This is a genomic window from Kitasatospora sp. NPDC032150 (genome assembly GCF_055579945.1).
Genome location: NZ_JBVIMH010000025.1, coordinates 63,265 through 85,933, shown reverse-complemented (window position 1 = coordinate 85,933; position 22,669 = coordinate 63,265). Strand labels below are relative to the sequence as shown.

The window sequence follows — 22,669 nt, the reverse complement described above, 5'->3', positions numbered from 1 at the left end:
GCGTACGTCGGTCCGGGCGGTATCAACTCCCGGGCCGCCGAGGCTTTCACACCATCGCCGGCGAACAGACCGCCACCCCGGCGCCAGACCTTGCGGGAGCTGTATCCCGCTGGGGTCGGCGCGGACGGCCGCGCGGGTCGCCGGGCGTCCTTCGGTCGCGGGCCGCGCCGTGAACATCCAGTAGGGTGCGAGGACATGACTGCCAGTGGAGACTCGCACCCGGCCCCCGTCCGCCCGATCCGGATAGCGGCCGCACAGGCCCGGGCGGTCGCCGGTGACATCGACGCCAACGTGGCCACGGTGGCCGGCATGATCCGGCAGGCGGGAGCCGAAGGCGCCGCGCTGGTCGTCTTCCCGGAGAAGTTCCTCAACGGCTACGAACCGGATCTCATCAAGTCCGACCCGCTGCGCTACGCGGTGCAGCCCGAGGACTCCCGCCTCGCTCCGATCGCGGCGGCCTGCCGGGAAGCCGGAACCGCGGCCGTCGTGGGCGCGGCGGTGCTGGAGCAGGACGAGCTGTTCGTCTCGGCGCTGGTGTTCGGGCGGGACGGGGCCTTCGCCACCCGGTACGACAAGCAGGTGCTGTTCAAGTCGGAGCGCAGCTTCTACCGCACCGGAACGACGGGCTGCACCCTCGAACTGGACGGCTGGCGGCTCGGCCTCGGGATCTGCTACGACTCGGGCTTCCCCGAGCACGCCCGGGCCGCGGCCCTCGACGGCTGCCACGCGTACCTGGTCGGTGCGCTGTTCAGCGTCGGGAACGGCTACCACGAGTCGCGCACCTGGTTCCCGGCCCGTGCCATGGACAACACCTGCTACGCCGTGCTGGCCAACCACATCGGCGTGACCGGCGGCTGGAACACCTGTGGCGGCAGCGCCGTCTGGGGCCCGACCGGCCGCCTGCTCGCCGAGGCCGGCCAGGACCTCCCCGAGCTGGTGATCGCCGACCTCGAACCCGAAGTGCTGCTGGCCGCCCGGGAGTCGGAGCCCATGCTCCGCGACCTCACCGAACTCGTCGGTACCGGCACCGCCACCCCGCCCCGGCGCAACCGGGTCCGCCTGGCCTGAGCCCGGGCCGGGCGGCGCTCAGGCGCGCCCGGCGGGGAAGCCGTGCGCTCGGGCACCGACGATGACGAGGAGGACGGGCGAGTTGGAACGCCTCACCACCGGCGGGGCGGCCACCCGGTTCGCACCGGTGACCGCATGACGGCGGCGAACCCGTTCGGGCACCCGCGCTGGGGGCTGCAGTTCCACTGGTGGGCCGTCGACCCGGCGGGCCGGGTGGGCCTGTTCTACTCCGCCTTCGGTCCCGTCCCCACGGCCGCCCGCCGCCACGCACCGGCCCTCGACCGGGCCACGGCCGCCGCGCGGGCCCGCCACCCCGAGTGGTTCGACACCGTCTGCCACGTCGACTTCGAGGACTGCCCCGTCACCCACTGCGTCGTCCGACTGGGCCACGCGCCCTACCTGTTCACCTGGGACGAGGAGTTCGACGACCGCTACACCCGCTACGGCGTCCCGAGCCGGCCGGTCCATCTCACCGAGCTCCCGGCGGAGTTGGCCGGGGCCGTACCGCTGGTACCGGTCGGCTTCCCGCTGAGCGAGGCGGTCCGGGTCGACCTGGCCTACCCGGACGGGCGGGAGCGGCTGTCGGCCACGACCTCCGACGGTGATCCGAGTTAGCCCCCGGGATCAGCCGGTGGCGGCGATCCGGGCGGCCAGGCGGGCGGGCAGCGGGTAGGGGGCTTCGACGGCGAGCCTGGCGTCGGCCTCGGCCGTCCGGCCCGCGCGGACCAGGGCATGGGTCTCATGGGCCAGGGCGGTCACGTCGGTGATGCCGAGGATCCAGTCGTCGACGTAGCGGCCGACGGCCTCGCCGGACAGACCGATCTGGATGGCCCGGTGGGGCAACGCGGAGAGCTCGGTCGAGCGCTCTGGATCCCACTGGATGCGTACGGGACTCGCGGCCAACTCCTCCTTCCAGGCGGCGGTCGAGGAGTGCGCGTCGCGGTCGTAGTGGCTCAGGCAGGAGTGGTCCAGGGCCCATTCGAAGCCCTCCCGGCTGATCCGGACGGCCAGCACCCGTTCCTGTCCGGCCTTGGTGCCCCAGCCGGAGCGGTACATCATCCAGCGGAAGGACGGCTTGATCCAGGTCATCCGCTCGCGCTTGAACGGCGGCACGAAGGTGCCCGCCGAGAGCGCGGCCTCGGCGATCGGGGCTGGGTACGCCTGGTAGACGGTGAGGCCCTGCTCGTCGTGAGCGGCGCGGATCTGCCGGAGCGGTGGTTCGGTCATCGGTACTCCAGGATGGTCGGTTCGGTGGTCAAAGGCCCATTCTCGCTGCCGCCGGGAGAGCGCCCCGCCGGACTTCCCGGCCGGCGACAGGGGTTGGGAGTTCTCGGTGACCGAGGGAACGACGACACTTTCCCGAAAGCGCTTCCGCAGCCCGGACGACAGGATTCCGACCGGCGGCCATCCGCACACATCGGATCTTCGTTCACGTCCGGACGGAGCCCGGGGCCCGGCGGGTGCGGCCGGCTCCGCGAGGCGGGTCACGGTCCGGCTGGCCTGCGCCTTCCGACCGTCACGCCCCGATCGTTCTGCGCCGCCCGGACCGTGACCAAGGGAACCGTCGGCACTGTCGGGACGTCAAGTGAATTACTCTTCAACCAACACATGTCCGCGAGCAGTGGAGGGGGGCGCGGTGGCAATCGAGCTGCCTGACGAGGTGGTCTCGTTCCTGTCGTTCATCGGTATCAACTGGCCGACGGTGAACGAGGACAAGGTCCGTGAGTTCGCCTCCCACGTACGTGAGTTCGCGGACAGCATCGACTCGGCGCACCGGGATTCGACGGCGACGATCCAGCGGCTGGGCGAGGCGTACCAGGGGGCGTCGTACGAGGCGTTGCTGGCCAAGTGGGCGCAGCTGTCCGACTCGCATATGAACGAGTTGGTGCAGGCCTGCCATGTGGTGGCCACCGCGTTGGACGCGGCGGCCGAGGTGATCGTGGCGATGAAGGTCGAGACGATCGCCGAACTGGTGCTGATGGCCGCGGCGTTCGTGGCGGACCAGGCGGCTGCGGTGGCGACCTTCGGGCTGGCCGAGGCGGCGGTGGTCGCGATCGAGGCGGCCGCCCGGAAGCTGGTCAACTACCTGGAGCAGCAGTTGGAGCAGTACATCATCGGCCAGGTGATCGAGGCCGCCATCGATCCGCTGGTCGAGGTGGTGGCGGGGGCGGTGAGCGGGCTGGTGTTCCAGGCCGCCGAGTCGGCCCTGGGGGTCTCCGGCGGCGGTGCGGCCGGTTCGGGCTTCCGGATCGACCCGGCGGCGCTGGAGGACCACGCGCGGATGATGCACGACCACGCGGAGACGGTGGCGGGGCACGCCCAGACCTTCCAGTCGCGGATAGCGGGGGTGAGCTTCGAATGACCAACCAGGTGACCAAGGCCCTGGAGCACGGGGCGGAGAAGCTCGGCAAGACGCTGGCCGAGGACGCCGGCAAGGCGGTCAAGGACCTCTACCGGTCGGCGGGTGACAACCTGAAGAAGGTCGCCAAGAACACCCGCGAGACGGATGCCAAGCACGCGGAAGAGCTGAAGAAGATCCATGACAGGGGCGGGAAGGGCACGCCCCACGAGCCCCGGCCCTCCTCCGGCGGCGGGTCCGGGTCCGGGTCCGGGTCCGGGTCCGGCCATCGCCCCGGCTCGCCGAACCTGCGGGACGGGGCCGGGGAGCCCCGGGACACCGCCAAGCCGCCCGCCACCCGGCAGATGCGCAGCGACCCGGTCGACATCGCCAGCGGCGAGATGCTGATGGCCGAGCAGGACGTCGCGCTGGACGCCGCACTGCCGCTGCTGCTCTCCCGTACCCACCTCTCCTCGTACCGGACGGGCCGCTGGTTCGGCCGCTCCTGGGCCTCCACCCTGGACCAGCGGATCGAGCTGGACGCCGAGGGCGCGCTCTTCGCGGCCGAGGACGGCACGATCCTGCACTACCCGCTGCCCGGCCCGGACGCACCGGTGCTCCCGCTGGAGGGGCCGCGCCGGGCGCTGCGCCGGGAGTCGGCCGAGAGCGCCGCCCTGCTGGTCACCGACCCCGGATCGGGGACGGTGCTCCGCTTCGAGCCGCTCGACGACCCCGCCGCCGGCGCCGGAATCCGTACCCTGCCGCTGGCCGCGCTGACGGACCGCAACGGCAACGGCATCGAGATCCTGCGCTCCCCCTCCGGCGCACCGCGGGAGATCGTCCACTCGGGCGGTTACCGGATCGCGGTGGACACCGCCGGGCCCCGGGTGACGGCGCTGCGCCTGCTCGGTGCCACGCCCGGCTACCGGAGCGCGCTCCAGGGCGAGGCCGCCGATCCGGACGCCTCCGAGGGGCTCACCCTCGTCCGGTTCGGCTACGACGCCTACGGCGACCTCGTGGAGGTCGTCAACTCCTCCGGCCTGGCGATGCGTTACACCTACGACGAGCAGGGGAGGATCACCACCTGGACCGACCGCAACCAGCGCCGCTACCGCTACCTGTACGACCGGGCCGGGCGCTGCGTCCAGACCAGGGGCGAGGGCGGCTTCCTCGACGCGACCTTCTCCTACGACACCGAGCAGCGGATCACCACGGTCACCGACTCGCTGGGCCACCGCACCGAGTACCGGCTCAACGAGCTCGGCCAGACGATCGTCGAGACCGACCCGCTCGGCCGCGCCGTGCTGCGCGCCTGGGACCGCTACGACCGTCCGCTCTCCCGTACCGACGCGCTGGGCCGCACCGTCTCCTTCGCCTACGACACCGACGGCAACCTGACCTCGGTCACCCGCCCGGACGGCTCGGCCACCACGCTCGCCTACGATGAGCAGGACCGGCTGGTGGAGCGGGTCGGCCCCGAGGGCGGCACCTGGTCCTTCGGCTACGACGAGCGCGGCAATCCGGCCTCCGTCACCGATCCCGCCGGTGCGACCACCGGCTACCGGTACGACGAGCGCGGTCTGCTGACCGCCGTGACCGGCCCGGACGGCGGCACCCGGCTGATCGAGTACGACGCGGCCGGGCTGGCGGTACGGGTCACGGGCCCGGACGGCGGCACCGAGGAGACGGCCCGGGACGCCTTCGGCCGGCCGGTCGCCGTCACCGACGCCGCCGGAACCACCCGCGCCACCTGGACGGTGGAGGGGCAGCTGCTGTCCCGGACCGGCCCGGACGGCGCGGCGGAGCAGTGGGAGTGGGACGGCGAGGGCAACCTGCTCGCCCACACCGACCCGCTCGGCGGGCGCAGCACCTTCAGCTACACGCACTTCGACCTGCCCGCCGGCCGGATCGAGCCGAGTGGCGCGCGTTACACCTTCGACTACGACACCGAGCTGCGTCTCACCCGGGTCACCAACCCGGCCGGCCTGACCTGGAACTACACCTACGACGCGGCCGGCAACCCGTCCTCGGAGACCGACTTCGACGGCCGCACCCTGCGCTACGAGCACGACGCCGCCGGGCAGTTGACGGCCCGGACGACGGCGCTGGGCCACCGCAGCGGCTTCACCCGCGACATGCTGGGCCGGGTCGTCGCCAAGGACGTCGACGGCGCCGTCACCCGCTACGTCTTCGACCGGGCCGGGCGGCTGCGCGCGGCGCACAGCCCGACCAGTTCGCTGACCCGCGACTTCGCCCCGGACGGCACGGCGGTGGAGACGGTGGACGGACGGAGCCTACTGACCCGCTTCGACGACCAGGGCCGCCGCACCGCGCGGCGCACCCCCGCCGGGGTCGAGAGCGGCTGGGCCTACACCCCGGCCGGGCTCCCGGCGGCGCTCTCCTTCGCCGACGCCACGCTGGCCTTCACCCAGGACGAGGCGGGCCGGGACACCGGGCGGAGCTGGGACTTCGGACTGACGATCCGCCAGGAATGGCTTCCGGACGACCGGTTGTCCGTCAGGTCGGTGGAGGTGCCGGAGGCCGAGGGCAGCCGGACCGTCCAGCGCCGCGCCTATCACTACCGCCCGGGCGGCGGCCTGGTCTCGGTCGACGAACAGCTCGACGGGCCGCGCCACTTCACCCTGGACGCGGCCGGCCGGGTGACCGGGGTGCAGGCCCGCTCCTGGAGCGAGTCCTACCGCTACGACGGGTCCGGCAACCTGGCCGAGGCCCACTGGCCGGTCTCGCCGGGCACCACCGACTGCACCGGACCGCGCAGCTACCGGGGAACCGAACTGACCCGGGCCGGCTCGGTGGAGTACGCCTACGACCGGGGCGGCCGGCTGACCGAGCGCCGGGTCCCGGACGGCACGGGCGGCTTCCAGGTCTGGACGTACTCCTGGGACGCCGAGGACCGGCTGGTGGAGGTCCACGCACCCGGCGGCGAGCGCTGGCGCTACACCTACGACCCGCTCGGCCGCCGCACCGCCAAGCTCCAGCTGGCCGAGGACGGCACCACCGTCCTGGAGCGCACCGTCTTCACCTGGGACAGCGGGACGCTCTGCGAGCAGACGACCTACGCGCCCCACCTGCCCGGGCCGTACACCCTCAGCTGGGAGCACGACGGCCACCACCCGCTCGCCCAGGCCGAGTTCATCGGTACCGGAGCGGCGGACGGGGAGGAGGCCGAGCGCCGGTTCTTCGCCGTCGTCACCGACCTGGTCGGCACCCCGACCGAACTGGTCGACGAGTCCGGCGAGATCGCCTGGCGGGCCCGGACCACGCTGTGGGGCGGCGCCACCTGGCCGAGCCAGAGCACCACCTACACCCCGCTCCGGTTCCCCGGCCAGTACTTCGACCCCGAGACCCGGCTGCACTACAACGTCCGGCGCTACTACGACCCGGAGACCGCGCGCTACACCTCGCCCGACCCGCTGGGCCTGGCCCCGTCGCCCAACCCGGCGAACTACGTGGTCAACCCGCACACCTGGCTGGACCCGCTGGGCCTGACCCCCAAGCAGTGCGAGGTGGTCCGGGTCTACCGCAAGGAGAAGTGGGACTACCGCGGCACCCCGGACAACAGCTACCGGGTCGAGGTGGACGAGCACGGCAACACGTCGATCCTGCGCGCCTCCAACAAGAAGCACCCGGACGGCAAGAGCCTGTACGTGAACATGAGCGGCGACCGCCGCCACACCGACCACTACCAGGCCGACGTGCCCAAGGGCGGCCGCATCCAGTCCTTCGAGGTCCCGGTCAGCTACCTGGAGCACGTCCGCGCCAACTCGCTCTACCAGGACATGGACGACCAGATCAAGCACAAGGGCCTGATGAGCTTGCCACCGGAGGCCCACCAGGACTGGAAGGCCTACAAGAGCAAGTTCTACGAGATCTCCGACCCGACCCAGGGCCCCGACCTCTACGGCATCCCCGGCCACAAACTGGGCGAACTGGAGCGGCATATCATCCCTGGTAGCGGGCGAACCGAGGAGTACGCCCCGAACGGCTGGCAGGCCACCCACAACGGCAAGCCGGACGGCAGGCCGGTCAACTGGGAAGAACAGAACAGGCAGTGGTCGGGCGAGGCCGCCGAGCAGCGGGCGAAGGAGACGGCACTGGCCGAGGAGCGGGCCCGCCGCGAGGCCAACAAGCAGGCGGCACTCGCCCGCAAGGCCGCGGCCGGCAAGCACTGATCCACCGCGGTAGCAAGGAAGGCACAGCAGCACAATGGGCACCTACACGGACTACACGGCGGCCGGCCTGGACGAGGAGGACGCGCTGTTCATCGCCGAGCGCGATCGGGTCGACACCCCGCCCGCGCCGGATGACGCGCCCTGCCCCGCCTTCAGCCGCTTCCTGGTGGAGATCGACGGACCGGCCGAGGAGTACACCGAGCGGCTGCGCTCGGTGCTCGGCGCCGCGCTGGAGCGGGCGGTGGCCGCGATGGACCTCGACTACCTCGACGCTCCCGACTCGCTGGAGCTGGACCTGACGGTACGTCAGGTGCCGGACTGGTTCGCTGCGGTCTGCACCCACTCGGGCACCGAGCAGTCGGCCCCCGACTTCGCCCGGGCCGGCGCCGCCCGGTTCACCGCCGCCGGCCACGGCACCGGCTGGCGCCTGAGCAGTTGGCTGGAACGGTTCGACTGGGACAGCACCTTCCGCACCTGGGAGTGGTGGGACATCACCCGCACCGACGAGCGCACCCTGAGCATCTGGGTCAACGCCCACGGCGAGGACTTCTTCGCCTGCGACGACCTGCGCTGGGCGGCCTACACCTCCGGAGCAGTCGAGGTCACCGGCCCCGTGCTGGTGGACACGGCCGAGTGGCGGGCACAGCGCGGCTGAGCAGGAAGTGGGTGGCTGTCGGTAGCGGCCCCCCGGTAGCCTCTCCGCCCATGGACGCATCGCAGAGCCGTGACGGCGACATCAGCACGCTCTTCGGACCGTCCCGGGTCGCGGCTCTCGACGCGCTCATCGCGGACCTCCGCTCCCCTGACCCCGTGCTGCGCGACGAGCGGGCCTATTCCAGGGCCGCGCGCTGGATTCCCGCCCTCGACCCGGCGGAGCGGCAGTACCTGGGTGACCGCATGGCCGCGCGGTTCAGCGACCCTGACGTGGCGGCCCGCGCCTTCGCTCCGCTGGTCCTGGCCCGGATCGTCGAGGCGGGTGACTGGAAGCAGGAGTGGTGGAACGCCTTCGCCGACTGGTACCCGGCCGAGACGGACCTACGCGGCCACGACCCGGTCCTCGGCTGGCTGCACGCCGTCGCCCACGGCGCCGACCTGCTGGCCGCACTCTCCCGGCATCCCGGCCAAGACCCCGTACCACTGGCCGAGTTGGCGGTTGCGCGACTGCTGGCCGCCACGGACCATCTCTTCGACGCCCAGGAGGACGACCGGCTGGCCCTCGCCCTCGCCCGGATCCTGAGCCACCCGGACCTCACCGCCGCCCAGTCCGCGCGATGGACGGACCCCGTCGCCGCGGCGTTCCGGACCGGAGAGCCGGGCCCCGTTCCGGCCTGGGCCTCCAACACCATGCGCACCCTGCGCATGCTCTACGTCCTGGCCGACCGCGGCCTGCGCGCGCCCACCCCGGACGGCCCGCCTCGCACGGTCACCCACCGCGAGGCCGTCCTCGGCGCCCTCACCGACACCCTCGCGATCGTCGCCCCCTACACCGCGTGACCCAACGGTGGAGGCGTCCCGAAAGGTACGGGCCGTCCCGCCCGCCGGGAAGGCGGACGGGACGGCCCGCCGGGGTCAGACCGCCGGGGCCGGGTAGGTCGGGTACTCCACCCCGGAGACGTGCTGGACGACCCGGATGACCTGGCACGAGTAGCCGAACTCGTTGTCGTACCACAGGTAGAGGATCGCGTTGTCGCCCTCGACCTTGGTGGCGCCGGCGTCGACGATCGAGGCGTGGCGCGAGCCGATGAAGTCGCTGGAGACCGCGTCGGGGGCCGTGATGAAGTCGATCTGGCGCTTGAGCGGCGAGGTCAGCGACACGTTGCGGAGGTAGTCGAGGACCTCCTCGCGCGTGGTCTCGCGGGCGAGCTGCAGGTTGAGGATCGCGATCGAGACGTCCGGCACCGGGACGCGGATCGAGCTGCCGGTGATCTTCGCGTCGAGGTCGGGCAGCGCCTTGGCGACGGCGGAGGCGGCACCGGTCTCGGTGATGACCATGTTGAGCGGTGCCGAGCGGCCGCGCCGGTCGGAGCTGTGGTAGTTGTCCAGCAGGTTCTGGTCGTTGGTGAACGAGTGGACGGTCTCCACGTGGCCGCGCAGCACGCCGTACTCGTCCGCCATCGCCTTCAGCGGCGGGACGATCGCGTTGGTGGTGCAGGACGCGCAGGACAGGATCTGCTCGTCCGGCTTGATCGTGTCGTGGTTGACGCCGTGGACGATGTTGGGGACGTCGCCCTTGCCCGGCGCGGTCAGCACCACCTTGGCGATGCCGGGGCGGAGGTGCTTGGACAGGCCCTCGCGGTCGCGCCACCGGCCGGTGTTGTCGATCAGGATGGCGTCGTTGATGCCGTACGCCGTGTAGTCCACCGTGGTCGGGTCGTCGGAGTAGATGACCTTGATCTCGGTGCCGTTGGCGATGATCTTGTCGTTCGCCTCGTCGACGGTGATGGTGCCCTGGAACTGGCCGTGGATCGAGTCGCGCCGCAGCAGCGAGGCGCGCTTCACGATGTCCTCGCCCTTGCCCTTGCGCACGACGATGGCGCGCAGGCGCAGACCGGTGCCGGACCCGGCCTTCTCGATCAGCAGGCGGGCCAGGAGCCGGCCGATGCGACCGAAGCCGTACAGGACGACGTCGCGGCCCTCGCGGCGCTCCTGCTTGTTGGCGCCCGTGGCGCCGGCGACGGCCTCGGCGGTGAACTCCGCCACGGGAAGGCCGCGGTCGTCGGTCCGGTACATCGCGGCGAGCATGCCGATGTCGATCTGGGAAGGGCCGAGATCGAGCGTGGTGAGAGCGGTCAGGAACGGCAGCGTCTCGGTGACCGAGAGCTCCTCACCGGCGATCTGGCGAGCGAATCGGTGGGTCTTCAGAATGCTGACCACCGACTTGTTGACCAAGGAGCGGCTGTGCAGCAGGACGGTGACGTCCCGCTCCCGGTGCAGCCTTCCGATGATCGGAATCATCGACTCCGCGATCTCCTCGCGGTTCTTCCAGTCCGTGAACACGTCGTCGTTGACAGTCACAAGTCCATCTTTCGAGCTAGGCGGTAGTCACATGCTAGCTTTCGGCCATTTCGATCGCGCTAGCGGCCCTGCCCGCACGCCCGGCTCCCCGCCGTACCGGCCCCGGCTCGCCCGGGCGCACGGCGCCCGGGGCCGGGCCCGCCGCGATCGAGGAGTGCCATGGGCGTACCCGCCAAGTCGGCTGCGTTCCGGCAGGGTTGTGCCGTGCGGACCGGTGTGCCGTCACTCGTTCCTGCGTGCCCCGACGCCCGTCTTCGCCGCGCCCGCTCCGCAGGGGTCAGGTGTCCGCGGTGGCGGTCCGGGAGGCGGCGTTGACCAGACTGGTGTAGTGGCCCCCGTTGGCCAGGAGGTCTGCGTGCGTGCCGTGCTCCACGATGCGGCCGCGATCGAGGACGACGATCTGGTCCGCGTTGCGGATCGTCGACAGCCGGTGGGCGATGGTGATCGTGGTGCGCCCCCGGGAGAGCGTCTCCAGTGCCTGCTGGACGGCCAGTTCGGTCTGGGTGTCCAGGGCGCTGGTCGCTTCGTCCAGGACGAGCACCCTGGGATTGCGGAGCATGGTCCGCGCGATGGCCAGGCGCTGTTTCTCGCCGCCCGAGAACCGGTATCCGCGCTCGCCCACGATGGTGTCGTAGCCGTCCGGCAGCCCCTCGATGAGGGTGTGGATCTGTGCGGCCTTGGCGGCGGCGACGATCTCCGCCTCGGTCGCGCCGGGCTTCGCGAAGCGCAGGTTGTCGGTGATCGTGGTGTGGAAGAGGTGGGTGTCCTGCGAGACCACGCCCACGGTGTCGGACAGGGTGGCGAAGTCGAGGTCGCGGATGTCGGTCCCGTCGATCGTGATACGGCCCCGCGTCACGTCGTAGAGGCGCGGCACGAGGTAGCCGAGGGTCGTCTTCCCCGCTCCCGTGGCCCCGACCACGGCCAGGTGGCTGCCCGGCGGGAGATCGAGGCTGATGTCCGACAGCACCTGCGCCGAAGGGCCGTAGGCGAAGCCGACGTCCTCGAACCGCACGTGGCCCGCCGGCCGGTCGAGCGGCTTCGGCTGCTCGGGCTCGGGGACGTCGACGGGAAGGTCCAGGTACTCGAAGACCCGGTCGAAGAGGGCCAGCGAGCCCTGGACGGCGATCCCGGTCTGCAGCAGCGACACCACCGGGCTGAACAGGCCCTGCTGCAGCGTGGTGAAGGCGATCAGGGTGCCGACCGAGATCGTCGGGCGGCCGTGCTCGCCGAACACGCCGGCCGACCAGTAGATGGCGATCGGCATGGCCGCCATGATGATCGAGATCGTCGACTGCCGCCACCTTCCGGCCATCGAGGAGCGCACCGACAGATCGGTGATGGCACTGGAGTGGCCGGCGAACTCGCGGTTGAGCGTCCCGGTCCGGCCCATGGTCCGGGCCAGCAGGAATCCGCTGACGGACAGGGACTCCTCGATCAGTGCGGTCACGACTGCCAGGAGCTCCTGCCGCTTCGTGGTCAGCTCCCGGCGCTCGGCGCCGACCTTGCGGCTGATCCAGATGAACAGCGGGAGCATGGCCAGCGAGAGCAGCGTCAGCTTCCAGTCGAGCGTCGTCATGGCGACCAGGCTGGCCGCCAGGGTCGTCACGCTGGAGACGACCGAGGTCGCCGTTCCGGTGACGGTCGCCTGCATCGCCCCGATGTCGTTGGCGATCCGGGACTGCACCTCTCCGGTCCGGGTCGTGGTGAAGAAGGCGAGCGACATCCGTTGCAGATGCGTGTAGACCGCGTTGCGGAGGTCCTCCATGATCCGCTGGCCCAGACGGACGGAGAGGTAGGTCTGCAGAACGCTGAGCGCCGTCGCCAGCACCACCAGGGCGAACATCGCGGCGGACAGCGCCGTCAGGAGTCCCGTCCTCCCCTGCGGCAGGGCCACGTCCAGGATCGCCCGCAGCAGGAACGGCGGCACCAGCGCCAGCAGCGCGGAGACGACCACCAGCGACAGCACCGCCAGGAGTTGTCCCCGGTGGGGGGAGAACAGGCCGGCGATTCTGCGCAACGGCGGGCGGTGGCGGTCTGCCTCGGGCGTGGCCATGGTGTTCTACCTTCGGTGGCTGGAAATCACGCAGTGCTGCGCAGCCGGTCGGCGCCGGCTGCGCAGCACGAGGTGGGTGTCTTCGGCGAGGGGCCCGGGGCCTGTCCGGCGGGTCAGCTGACGGTGAGGAAGCCCTCGCGCAGGAGGGTCCGCACCAGCACCAGACGGCCCTGGGCGTCCAGGTCACCGGGGATGGACTCGGCCGTGAGCGGCTCGGCGCTGCTGTCCACCAGGTGGGCGACCTCCTCGGCGACGTGCACCGGCAGCTGCACGGTCTTGTTGTGGAAGTCCAGCCGGACGGACTCGTCGTCCGTGGTGAGCTGCCACTTCAGGTCGGGGCGCCTGCGCACCGGCGTCCGGAGGTCGATGCCGTCCACCGCCTCCAGGTCGGTCAGGTGGTGGCGCAGCGGCGGCGCACTGATCGAGACCGCCGTCTTCACGGCATCCCGGACGGCCTGCCGGACGTCGGTCCTGGCGGCGACCTCCTGGAGGAGCTCGGCGAGGGTCTCCTCGGCCTGGCGCTGCAGCGAGCCGTCCGAGGCGAAGCCGATCGGCATGCCGGTGCGGAACCGGACGTCCTCGGCGACGATCTTGGCAATGGCCTCGTGCAGGAGAGCGGGCCACAGCACCGGGTGGATTCCCAGGGTTATGTGCAGCGAGGCCGTGTCCGTGGAGGTGGCGGCGTGCACCGTGCCGCGCGGCAGGTAGAGCAGGCTTCCCGGCCGCAGATCGATCGTCCGCTCCACCTCGGGAGTGGCGTCGGAGTGGTGGTCGTAGGGCCGGTCCTGCGTGGGCAGCTCGTAATCGGACTTGTACAGCCGCCACTGCTTGGTCCCATGGATCTGAAGGATGATCACATCATGGGTGTCGTAGTGCGGATTGAAGCCCCGGGCGCTGCCGCCCGGCGTGAGGTAGACGTTCGCCTGGACCCGTGCGCTGAGCTCGGCGCTCAGCGCGGAGGACAGCCGGGCTATCGGCGCCCACCGGCGCTCGAGTGCGTTGAGTACCAGGGTCGAGCCGGTGCGGTAGCGCTCGTACAGCGCCTCGAGCGCGGTGGTCTTCCCGTTCCGCCCCCGCGCGGAACCGAGTTCCTCGACCGGCGTCTCCTTGCCCTCGACCACCACGCGGATGCAGTCGAGAGCGGGACCGGAGAGGAGCAGCAGCTGGTCCACGTCGTCCAGGGTCAGAATGCTGGAATAGAACTCCTGGTCATTCCGTTCGACCAGCAGCGGCTTCTTCTCCCAGAATTCCTGCTTGAATTCCTCCGGGGCCACCGGGTTGATAAGGCGCGCGAGATCAAGGAGCGGCCGCGCGACGGGCGCAGCGTCTTCTCGATCCGTAAGAATCGTCATGACTTCCGAGTCTCCCTACGGAATGCTTTGCACTGGACCGACCGGAATGCGGCCGGCTGACACGGCGGGTCCGCGGATCCATGGATCCGCGGACCCGCCGGCCGCGTTGCCGCAGTCAGCTCACCAGCCGCGGCAGTGGACCGACGAATCAGTCCTTGTCGTCGACGTGGGTGGTGAAGCTGTCCCAACCACCGCTGTCGTTGCTGTTGTTGTCATCCAGCGGGCCACGGCTCCGGTCGTGCATCGGGCGCACGGCGTGGGGCGCCGGACGGACGACAACGATGTCGGCAGCGTCAAGGCTCTTCGCCATCGTTTTCTCCCTTCGTCAAAATTCCTCGAAATGGCACGCATTTGGCGCACCACTGGTTCGGAACCCAAGTCCCGAACCCCGGCGAGGGATCGCCCTTTGCGATCGGATTGGATTCAAGCACGTCGCTCACCGGCGGGCAACGCATTTCAAACGCTTCCTTAAGCGCTCGCCAACCAGCTGCTTTTCGCCGGAAATGTCTCCTCGCCGTGCGCGGCCGCGCCGCCGGCGATCGGGGCGACGACGAGCAGCCGCAGCGCCTGGTAGCAGCAGAGCATGCCCCACAGCTCCTGGCGCACCAGCTCCGGCGAGCGCGACCGGAACGGCGACCGGACGTCCGGACGGGATCGGGCGAGCAGTTGGAAGACCGTCTCGGTACGGAACCGCTCCAGGTGGGCCCGGCCCAGCTCCTGGGCGGGCAGCACGTCCGGATCGACCGCGGTGGTGGCGATCCGGTGGATCACGCTTGTTCCGTCCTCGGCCGCAGTACTGAACTCGACCACCCTCAGCGGCGATTGGCCGGTCTCGACACCATTGCCCATGACGGCCAGGCAGCTGCCGTCCGGCAGGGTGGACAGCGGCGTCCAGGCCTCGGAGGCCGGCAGCAGCCAGGCCGCGTCGGCGCCGGCGGAGCGGATGTCGTCCAGCAGCTCCGCCGCCGGAAGGTCCGGATCGACGAGGACCAGCAGCGGGCCCGGGATCCGGCCCAGCAGGCTCCGCACCATGCCGCTCTGCTCGGTGCCGACGCCTTCGAAGGCGACGCTCAGCACCGCACGGCTGGTGTTGTCACCGAGCATCAGCAGCCGCCCCTGGGGAACTTCCTGATCCGGCGGGACGTCGAACGCGTGCCGGTTGTCCGGAGTGTCGGGCAGGGCCAGCAGCGCCCCGGTGAGCGAACAGATCCGGTGCCCCGCCCGCACGGGACCGTCGGCTCCGCACGGTGCACCGGCCTGCTCCGGCGAGAGCTCGAAGAGCCGGTGCAGGGCCTCGTCCCCCAACCGCACCCTGGCCTTCGCTATCGACCCGTCACTCGGGATCTTGATGAACGGCGGCACGGCCGCGCGGGTCCACCGCAGTGCCGCCGCCAGCTTCTCCAGCACCCCCACGTAGCCCAGCTGCGGCCAGACGGCCATGGCGATGACGAAGTACGTCACCAGCCGGGCCGGGAGAGCGCGACGTCTGACCTCCTTGCTCCCTGCGCCCTCGACGGCGGAGTCGACGAGCTCCGGTGGAAAAATACTGACAATCAGTCCGATGACCGCCATGTCGGCCACGTTCACGCCACAGCCCCCGTTGTGCGTTCATTGTTCTGGATCCTGCAGCATGACGCTGCTTAAGGAAGCATCACTCAACGGAGGCGATCTCGGAAGTTTCCTGCCGTACACGGTCCGTGACGGTGCGTTCGGAACCAACCTGACCAGGGAGAACGGCGACACGCACGGTCAGGTGGTCGTCGACTCCGACTGGAACGAGGCCCTGCTGGACATCAGCACGGCCGACCGGCGCGCCCGTGTGGCGGCCACGGTCGACCGGTGGATCGACGAATGCGCCGGGAAGGGCTTCAACGCCCTCGAGCTCGACAACTACGACAGCTACACCCGCTCGGACGGCACGCTCACCGCCGCCGACGCCGAGGCGTTCATCACCCTTCCGGCCGCGCACGCCCACGCGCGCGGCCTGGCCGTCGGCCAGAAGAACGGCGCGGACCTCGCGGGCGACAGGTCCCGGACCCACCTGGACTTCGCCATCGCCGAGGAGTGCGCCGAGTACGACGAATGCGGCATGTACGCTTCCGCGTTCGCCGACCACGTCCTGGTGATCGAGTACACCGACCAGGGCCTGCACAGCGCGTGCTCCGCCTTCGGCAGCCGGCTCAGCATCGTCCGCCGGGACAAGGGCGTGACCGCCCAGGACCACAACGGCTACGTCCGCAGGACGTGTTGAGCCGGTTCTCTGCCGCAGCGGTCCGAAGTTCGCCTTCCTGGGCCCAGTCCGATCAGGTCCGGTCGGTAAAGATGCCCCCGGGCGTCAGCCGACCGGGGGATAACCCCACCCGCGATCGGGGTGCTGCTCCCATCGTGCCCGTACCGAGCTGACCAGCAGCATCGTCGCTGTCAGAAGATGCGCGAGCTGAAGGACAACTCCTATGCGGCCCATGGACCCACCTACCTCATCCTCGAACACTTCCCCGATCCGGCGGGCGCTGCGTTGGCACGGGCCGCTGACGGGCCTCGCCGTGGTGATGGCGCTACTGTCCCTGGTGTCCGTGGGCGGACTTCTCTTCGACCACCGAGTACTCGTCGGCGCGCCGATCTGGATGAAGCCCCTGAAGTTCAGCCTGTCGATCGGTGCCTACCTGACGAGTCTGGCCTGGCTCCACTCCCGGCAGCGCAGGGCCCGGCGGGTGGGCTGGTGGCTGGGTACCGTGGTCGCCGGCACGCTGGCGGTGGAGATGGCCATCATCGTGACCCAGGTGGTCCGTGGAACGCAGAGCCACTTCAACAACAGCACGCCGTTCAACGCCGCATTGAGCACCACCATGGGTGGCACCATCGTGGTCATGTGGACCGCCGCGCTCGTCGGCGCCATTCTGGTCATGCGGGAGCGTCAGGCCGATCCCGCCACCACATGGGCGATCCGCTCGTCGCTCGTCCTCACGTTGACCGGTCTCGCCCTGGGCTTCCTGATGGTGGTGCCCACTCCGGCGCAGCGGGCCGCCGAGGCCAGCGGCCATCCCACCGGGTTCACCGGTGGGCACAGCGTGGGTGTGCCCGATGGCGGCCCGGGGCTGCCGGGCCTGGGTTGGAGCACCACCGGCGGTGACCTTCGGATCCCGCACTTCCTCGGAATCCACGCCCTCCAGGTGCTTCCGCTGGTCGCGTTCGCCCTGGCCGCGATGGCCGCCCGGTTCCCTCGCCTCCGCGACGACCGTACGCGGGTGGAGCTGGTACTGGTGGCCGCCGGGGGCTACGGGGGGCTGGTGGCACTGGTGACCTGGCAGGCGCTGCGCGGCCAACCGCTGATCCACCCGGACGCCCTCACCGTGACCGCTCTCGCCCTGTTGGTGAGTGCGGCCGCCGCCGCCATCGGGGTGGTACTCGCGCGAGGTGCGACGTCGCGCCACGCCCTGTCCGGCCCGCCGGCGAAGCGCGCGGGCGTGGACCAGCCTCAATTCTTCGAGGTGGAGGCCGGCACGTCGGCCGGATCCCGCTCCGGACGCGCAACTTGATCGGTCACCCCGACGGTGGCGGGCCCGGCGGAACGCTGCACGGCCGCTCAGGACGGGCGGACGCGGCCATCGGAGCCCGGCCGGACCCGACGGCCGCGCCCTTGGGGTACGTCCCTGCGCAATGCTTCGCCCTGGAAGCGCTCAGTGGTTCTGCTCCGCGAGGACTGGCTGGAGCATGGACTCAATGACGTCGGCGCTCTGCGCGCCGAACGCTCGGGTGGCCAGTTTGCCGTCGCGGTCTATCACGATGGTGGTCGGGATGAACTGCGGATTGAGGCTTCCCTTGGGGAACTTGAGGATCTGGGTGCCATCCGGATCGTAGATGCTGGGGAATGTGACGCCCTTGTTCGTCTCGAACGCGACGGCGTTGGCCCGGTCGACGTCCCTGGTGTTGATACCGAGGAACTGGACGCTCTGACTCTGGTACTTCTCCCACACCGCCTCCAGCCCCTTCGCCTCGCCGCGGCAGGGGTCGCACCAGGAGCCCCAGATGTTCAGCACGACCACCTTGCCTCGGTAGTCGGACAGCTTTGTTGAGTGACCATCCAAGGTGGTGCCCGAGACATCCGGTGCATCCTGGCGATGGCCGGGAGCAGCGGTCGAGATTCTGCTGCCCTTGGAGGAGACGAAGCCGGTCTGGTTGCCACTCCTGGCAGACGACCCGGACGAGCAGCCAGCGAGAACGAACGCGGCGACGATGGTCGCCGCAGCAAGATGGGTACGAGAGCGCTTCGTGCCAGACATGGTACGAGCTTCGCATGGAGGTGCAGGTACCGCCGACTTCCCGGTCGGCGCGGCCCTCGCGGTCCTCCTCGCACTGGCGCTCGCCATCGTGGCCCTCGGCGTCATCGCAACGCTCAGGATGCCCGGGCCAGATGAGTGCACCGCGGCCCCGCCGCCCCCGCCGCCCTGCCCCGAAGCCCTGTCCGAACCCGTAGTGGCGCCTGAACACTGGGATCCGGCCCGAGGCATACCCGTCTGACCGCGCCGCGCCGCACGGCCGAGCCGATCCCCCAACTCGGCTCGGCGGCACGGCAGTCGGTCTCAATGTCGGCGCGAGATCAAGCGTCGTCGCCTCGCCGGTCGTGTGCCGTGTCTCTTCTCATGGGGCGAAGGTCGCGGAGAGGATCCGGTTGACCAAGGCGAGGTCGTTTCCTCCGCCGTTGGTGGGGTTGAAGGAGTACACCAGGCGCCGACGCAGGTCGCGGGTGGTGAACATACCGTCGGTGTAGCCGAAGGTGCTTCCGGTCTTGCCCCACACGGTCACTCCGTCGGGCAGGGTCGCGCGCATCAGTCCGGCGCCGTAGTAGGCGCGGCCGTGACCCGGGTCGTTGTCGGTGCCGCCGAGGTAGGGGACGTCGGGGACGGTGAACAGTTCCGCCTGCTCGGTCGGCGGCAGGAGCCGTCCTCGGAAGAGGGCGGTCAGGAAGCGGTCGAGGTCGGCCGTGGTGGAGATCATACCGCCGGCGCCCGGGTTCTGTTCGGTGATATCGACCAGCCGCGTTCCGCCGTCCGGCCGGGGCACTGCGATGTAGCCGTGGGCGTGGGGGCCGGGGATGGTGGTGTCGGTTTCCGGAGCGGTGGTGTCGCGCAGGTGCAGCGGCAGCAGGATCCGGTTGGTGATCTCCTGCTGGTAGGTGTGTCCGGTGAGGTTCTCGACGAGCATGGCGGCGACGTAGTAGCCGGTGGCTCCGTAGACCTGCATTTTGCCGGGGTCCTGGAAGGGGCGGTCGTGGCGGACCGCTTTTGCGACCAGTTCCGCCAGCGGGTGGTCGTCGAAGCGGTGCTCGACGATGCCGTCCGGGGTGGTGGGCAAGTCGTCCGGTGTCAGTTCGGGAAGGCTGCTGGTGAAGTTGAGCAGGGTGCGGACCGGGATCGGCGGGTAGCCGTCGGGCAGTACGTTCGGCAGGTACCGCTGAACGGGCTGATCGAGGTCGACGCGGTTTTCGGCGGCAAGCTGGAGCACCACGGTGGCGATGAAGGTCTTGGTGACGCTGCCGAGCCGGAACCGACCGTCGACCGGAACCGGGGCCCCGGTCGCAATGTCACCGGTACCGGACGTGCCGGCCCAATGGCCGTCCGGACCGCTCACCCGCGCCAGTACCCCCGTGACCCGGTCAGGAGCACTCGAGAGCGCCCGCTGCAGGATCTGCGGGTCCAGACCCGGCAACTGGCCACCGGCGCGTTCGGCAGCCGCCGCGGGCCGCGCGGCAGGAGCCGCCATCGCCGGGACGGCCGTGCCCAGCGCCACCGCGGCGAGAACCGCGCAGGTGAGCGTCGCCACCGGTACCCGCCTGCGCCGGGCCTCGGTCGTGGTCGTCTCGGTACTGGAAGAACAGGGCGTGGAAGTCATGCCCACGACGGTGCCGCACGCCCACGGCGCGACTCATCAGGGAACACCCCCGACAAGACCCCCCTTCCCCAGCATGAGGTTGGCCTCAGGACGACGTTCCGCCTACGGAGACAGCAGGTCGTCCGGTCTGGTGAAACGCCATACTTGGCGTTCATCCACGAGGCAGCGCTACGCATTCAGTACGGCGGGCCGGGAGTGCTCAGCGAACAACTCGGCTGCCTCGTCGAGGACTCCGAACACCCAGGAATCTCCGTACGAGTCGTGCCGTTCGACACCGTCGACTTCCCCGGTCCCAGCGAGAATCTCACCTATGCCGCGGGGCCAGTGCCAGAGCTGGACACGGTTCAAGCTGACTCGTCTCATGGCTCGCTTCTCTTCGACTCCCCAGCTCATCTGGCAAGCTACCGCGCGATCCTTGAGCGCATCGCAGCCGTCGCTCTACCAGAAGACGAGTCACGAGACTTCATCCACTGCATCATGAAAGAAATGAAGGACGGGCATGACTAGCTTCGAGTGGCAGAAGTCCAGCTACAGCGCTGCGAATAACAACTGCGTCGAGGTACGCACGGTCAACGGGTTGGTGGAACTCCGCGAGTCCGACGACGGTGAGGTCATCGTCCGCACCACCCCCCTGAAGTTCGCCAAGTTCCTCCAGGGCGTCAAGGACGGCGAGTTCGACCACCACGCCGACTTCGCCGGCTGACCTGAAGTGGCCCCGCTCAGCTGAGCGGGGCCACTTCAAGGATTCGCTGCGGTGGCCCACTCCTCGGGTGAGCAGGCGGAGAGGGCCATCAAGGGTGCGCAGCCGACTCCGAGGACGTGTTGAGCCGCTTCTCTCCACCGCGCCGCCGCCCTTTCGAACAGGCACCCTCCGCGGGGTACCAGGCGTGCACGGCGCCCCGCGGAAAGCCGGGCCGGCTCAGGAGCGAGCGGTCGGGGCAGAGCTGTGCGAATGCCCTGCGGCCCGGTCCGGCGGCGGTGGAGCCGTCGGCCGCACCGTGGCGGACAGCAGCGAACCCACCAGCAGTCCTGCACAGGCCAGGCCGACCGCGGCGCCCAGGCGATGCCACCGGGTCACGGGAACGGGAGAGGGGCGGAGCGGGATCACGGTCACGGTGAGATGTGATTCCTTCGGATGTCGCAGGGTGCGGGCCGCGTCGATCCTGGCGGCCCGGCCGTTCGTTGCGGGTGGGACGGGGATCAGAACGCGAAAGTCTCGCAGTGGATCCTTCTTCGCGGGACGCCGGCTTCCTCCAGCGCCTTGATGGCGGCGGTCGTCATTCCCGGCGGACCGCACAGGTACACGTCCCGCTCGGCCAGGTCCGGCAGCAGCCTGAGCAGCAGCGCGGGAGCCAGTGGATTGCGCTCTCCCTGCGACGATCCCAGCAGGTAGTGCAGTCCGGCCTGCCGGACGCTCGCGATCGACTCCAGCTCGTGACGCAGCACCAGGTGCTCGGGACTGTTGGCGCGGTAGAAGAGCACGATGTCCCCCGGTCCCCCCGGCAGCGTCTCGAAGAGCGCCCGCATGGGGGTGATGCCGACGCCGCCGGCCAGGAGCAGGACCTTTCGACGGGTGCGCCGGTGCGCGGTCATCGATCCGAACGGCCCGGTGGCCATGACCCGCACACCCGGACGCAGGCGCCGTACCCGACGCGTGTGGTCGCCCAGCGCCTTGACGGTGATGCGCATGGTGCCGCCCCGCGGCACGGCGGAGAGCGAGAACGGCAGGGCGGTGGACCACAGCCTGCGGGTGAGGAAGCGCCACCGGAAGAACTGGCCCGCCTGGGCCTGGAGTTCCTCCAGTCGTTCACCGGCGATCACCACCGACACCACGCCCGGGCCCTCGGTCCGTACTTCCACCACGCGCAGGCGGTGGCGCAGCACTTGCCGGATCGGGACCACGCATCGGTACCAGACCACGAGCACGGCGATCTGGGCGTACAGCAGTGACCACAGCCAGGCGAGTACCGGCACGCCGGCGAGGTCGGGACCGGCCACCTCGTGGGCGAAGGCCAGGCCGGCCACCAGGTAGGTCAGCAGGTGGACGGCCCGCCAGGTCTCGTGCCGGACGCGGTGCCGTACGGCCGTTGCGGAGACCACGCCGACGACGCCCAGCAGGAGCGTTCCCGCGGCGGCCTCGGCGAGCGCGGGATAGCCGAGCACCGCCCTGACGGCACTCACGACGTCGCGGCCGGAGTAGGCCGCGAAACCCATCAGCGCGAGCAGGGCGTGCGCCCCGGTGAGGGTGAGGACGTAACGCCCTCCGCGCGCGTGCCACCGGGCCAGTACGTCGGCACCCACACCGTGCTCGATCGCCGGTATCCGCGCCATCAGTAGCAGCATCACCAGCATGCCGTATCCGGCGAGGAGCCCGGTGAGATGGGCGGCGGTCGCCAGTAGCGCGTCGAGCCGGGCGGACGGCACGACCTGGACCAGCCATAGCAGTGTGGTCGCGCACCCGCCCGCGAGGAGACCGCGGAGCAGTGTCCCGGGACGCAGGCGGGGTCGGCTGTCGGCGACCGTGGACGGAGCCCGGTGCCGGGCCGCGCGTAGGTGCGCGGCCGACCGGGTTCGCCGGGTCGACGCAGGTGACGTGACGTCACCGAGAACGCTCATGCTGGTGCACCCTGTGCTGGAGGGAGGGATGGTCATTTGGGTGGAGGAGCCGTCGTTCCGGCGGCGGGTCCCGAGGTGCGCGGGAGGCGCGGCAGCCGCGCGCTCGAAGGTGTTTGGGTGAAGCCGAGCTGCCCGATGGCGAATT

The 22,669-nt window shown here is 70.5% G+C and carries 18 protein-coding genes and 1 pseudogene; 10 read left to right on the top strand and 9 right to left on the bottom strand.

Features of this window, described 5'->3' with window-relative positions; translation table 11 throughout:
* Positions 1 to 195 precede the first annotated feature (195 nt).
* Together ACZ5ON_RS26010 and ACZ5ON_RS26005 are read left to right on the top strand one after the other, a co-directional pair.
* Positions 196 to 1,068, top strand: coding sequence for a carbon-nitrogen hydrolase family protein (locus ACZ5ON_RS26010; RefSeq protein ID WP_465597362.1), 873 nt, complete (start codon positions 196 to 198; stop codon positions 1,066 to 1,068).
* Positions 1,069 to 1,203: 135 nt separating this feature from the next.
* A complete protein-coding gene (locus ACZ5ON_RS26005) occupies positions 1,204 to 1,683 on the top strand; it encodes a hypothetical protein (protein WP_465597359.1) in 480 nt (159 codons plus the stop codon).
* Positions 1,684 to 1,692: 9 nt separating this feature from the next.
* On the opposite strand, the gene ACZ5ON_RS26000 is transcribed toward ACZ5ON_RS26005, so the two are convergent.
* Entirely contained in the window at positions 1,693 to 2,295 is a 603-nt protein-coding gene (locus ACZ5ON_RS26000; RefSeq protein ID WP_465597356.1) for a DUF4291 domain-containing protein, read from the bottom strand.
* Between the two features lie 409 nt (positions 2,296 to 2,704).
* Here ACZ5ON_RS26000 and ACZ5ON_RS25995 point away from each other — a divergent pair, with 409 nt between their 5' ends.
* The 4 genes from ACZ5ON_RS25995 to ACZ5ON_RS25980 are packed head-to-tail and all read left to right on the top strand — an operon-like array spanning position 2,705 to position 9,093.
* Positions 2,705 to 3,430 (top strand): WXG100 family type VII secretion target, encoded by a 726-nt coding sequence (locus ACZ5ON_RS25995; protein WP_465597353.1) that lies wholly within the window; start codon positions 2,705 to 2,707, stop codon positions 3,428 to 3,430.
* Positions 3,427 to 7,599, top strand: coding sequence for an RHS repeat-associated core domain-containing protein (locus ACZ5ON_RS25990; protein ID WP_465597350.1), 4,173 nt, complete (start codon positions 3,427 to 3,429; stop codon positions 7,597 to 7,599). Before ACZ5ON_RS25995 ends, ACZ5ON_RS25990 begins: the two co-directional genes overlap by 4 nt.
* A 34-nt stretch (positions 7,600 to 7,633) precedes the next feature.
* Positions 7,634 to 8,254: a hypothetical protein gene (locus ACZ5ON_RS25985; protein ID WP_465597347.1), complete on the top strand. Its 621-nt coding sequence runs from the start codon at positions 7,634 to 7,636 to the stop codon at positions 8,252 to 8,254.
* 50 nt (positions 8,255 to 8,304) lie between these two features.
* The gene (locus ACZ5ON_RS25980) at positions 8,305 to 9,093 is read left to right on the top strand and encodes a DUF2785 domain-containing protein (protein WP_465597344.1); all 789 of its coding nucleotides are present in this window, start codon (positions 8,305 to 8,307) and stop codon (positions 9,091 to 9,093) included.
* Between the two features lie 75 nt (positions 9,094 to 9,168).
* On the opposite strand, the gene ACZ5ON_RS25975 is transcribed toward ACZ5ON_RS25980, so the two are convergent.
* The 5 genes from ACZ5ON_RS25975 to ACZ5ON_RS25955 form a co-directional block, all read right to left on the bottom strand.
* Positions 9,169 to 10,614 (bottom strand): glyceraldehyde-3-phosphate dehydrogenase, encoded by a 1,446-nt coding sequence (locus ACZ5ON_RS25975; protein WP_465597341.1) that lies wholly within the window; start codon positions 10,612 to 10,614, stop codon positions 9,169 to 9,171.
* A 277-nt stretch (positions 10,615 to 10,891) separates the two neighbouring features.
* Positions 10,892 to 12,667, bottom strand: coding sequence for an ABC transporter ATP-binding protein (locus ACZ5ON_RS25970; protein ID WP_465597338.1), 1,776 nt, complete (start codon positions 12,665 to 12,667; stop codon positions 10,892 to 10,894).
* Positions 12,668 to 12,780: 113 nt separating this feature from the next.
* Positions 12,781 to 13,941: a cupin domain-containing protein gene (locus ACZ5ON_RS25965; RefSeq protein WP_465597335.1), complete on the bottom strand. Its 1,161-nt coding sequence runs from the start codon at positions 13,939 to 13,941 to the stop codon at positions 12,781 to 12,783.
* Between the two features lie 226 nt (positions 13,942 to 14,167).
* Entirely contained in the window at positions 14,168 to 14,329 is a 162-nt protein-coding gene (locus ACZ5ON_RS25960; RefSeq protein WP_465597332.1) for a hypothetical protein, read from the bottom strand.
* Positions 14,330 to 14,487: 158 nt separating this feature from the next.
* Entirely contained in the window at positions 14,488 to 15,591 is a 1,104-nt protein-coding gene (locus ACZ5ON_RS25955; RefSeq protein WP_465597329.1) for a transposase domain-containing protein, read from the bottom strand.
* Between the two features lie 166 nt (positions 15,592 to 15,757).
* Here ACZ5ON_RS25955 and ACZ5ON_RS25950 point away from each other — a divergent pair.
* Positions 15,758 to 16,270, top strand: a pseudogene (locus ACZ5ON_RS25950) (endo alpha-1,4 polygalactosaminidase); the annotation flags it as partial.
* A 211-nt stretch (positions 16,271 to 16,481) separates the two neighbouring features.
* Positions 16,482 to 17,555, top strand: a complete 1,074-nt coding sequence (locus ACZ5ON_RS25945) for a hypothetical protein (RefSeq protein WP_465597326.1) — start codon at positions 16,482 to 16,484, stop codon at positions 17,553 to 17,555.
* A 141-nt stretch (positions 17,556 to 17,696) separates the two neighbouring features.
* Here ACZ5ON_RS25945 and ACZ5ON_RS25940 read toward each other — a convergent pair whose 3' ends face one another.
* Positions 17,697 to 18,299 carry a TlpA family protein disulfide reductase gene (locus ACZ5ON_RS25940; RefSeq protein WP_465597323.1) on the bottom strand — a complete coding sequence of 201 codons (603 nt, stop codon included), beginning with the start codon at positions 18,297 to 18,299 and terminating at the stop codon, positions 17,697 to 17,699.
* Positions 18,300 to 18,657: 358 nt separating this feature from the next.
* On the bottom strand, positions 18,658 to 19,725 hold the full coding sequence (locus tag ACZ5ON_RS25935; protein ID WP_465597320.1) for a serine hydrolase domain-containing protein: 1,068 nt from the start codon (positions 19,723 to 19,725) through the stop codon (positions 18,658 to 18,660).
* Between ACZ5ON_RS25935 and ACZ5ON_RS25930 the strand changes: the two genes are divergently transcribed.
* Together ACZ5ON_RS25930 and ACZ5ON_RS25925 are read left to right on the top strand one after the other, a co-directional pair.
* Positions 19,627 to 20,415 carry a DUF5753 domain-containing protein gene (locus tag ACZ5ON_RS25930; protein ID WP_465597317.1) on the top strand — a complete coding sequence of 263 codons (789 nt, stop codon included), beginning with the start codon at positions 19,627 to 19,629 and terminating at the stop codon, positions 20,413 to 20,415. The two genes, ACZ5ON_RS25935 and ACZ5ON_RS25930, sit on opposite strands and share 99 nt — an antisense overlap.
* A complete protein-coding gene (locus ACZ5ON_RS25925) occupies positions 20,408 to 20,611 on the top strand; it encodes a DUF397 domain-containing protein (RefSeq protein WP_465597314.1) in 204 nt (67 codons plus the stop codon). The genes ACZ5ON_RS25930 and ACZ5ON_RS25925 overlap by 8 nt, the downstream gene beginning before the upstream one ends.
* Positions 20,612 to 21,108: 497 nt before the next feature.
* Here the strand turns inward: ACZ5ON_RS25925 and ACZ5ON_RS25920 are convergent, their stop codons facing one another.
* Positions 21,109 to 22,524 (bottom strand): ferredoxin reductase family protein, encoded by a 1,416-nt coding sequence (locus ACZ5ON_RS25920; RefSeq protein WP_465597311.1) that lies wholly within the window; start codon positions 22,522 to 22,524, stop codon positions 21,109 to 21,111.
* Between the last annotated feature and the right edge of the window lie 145 nt (positions 22,525 to 22,669).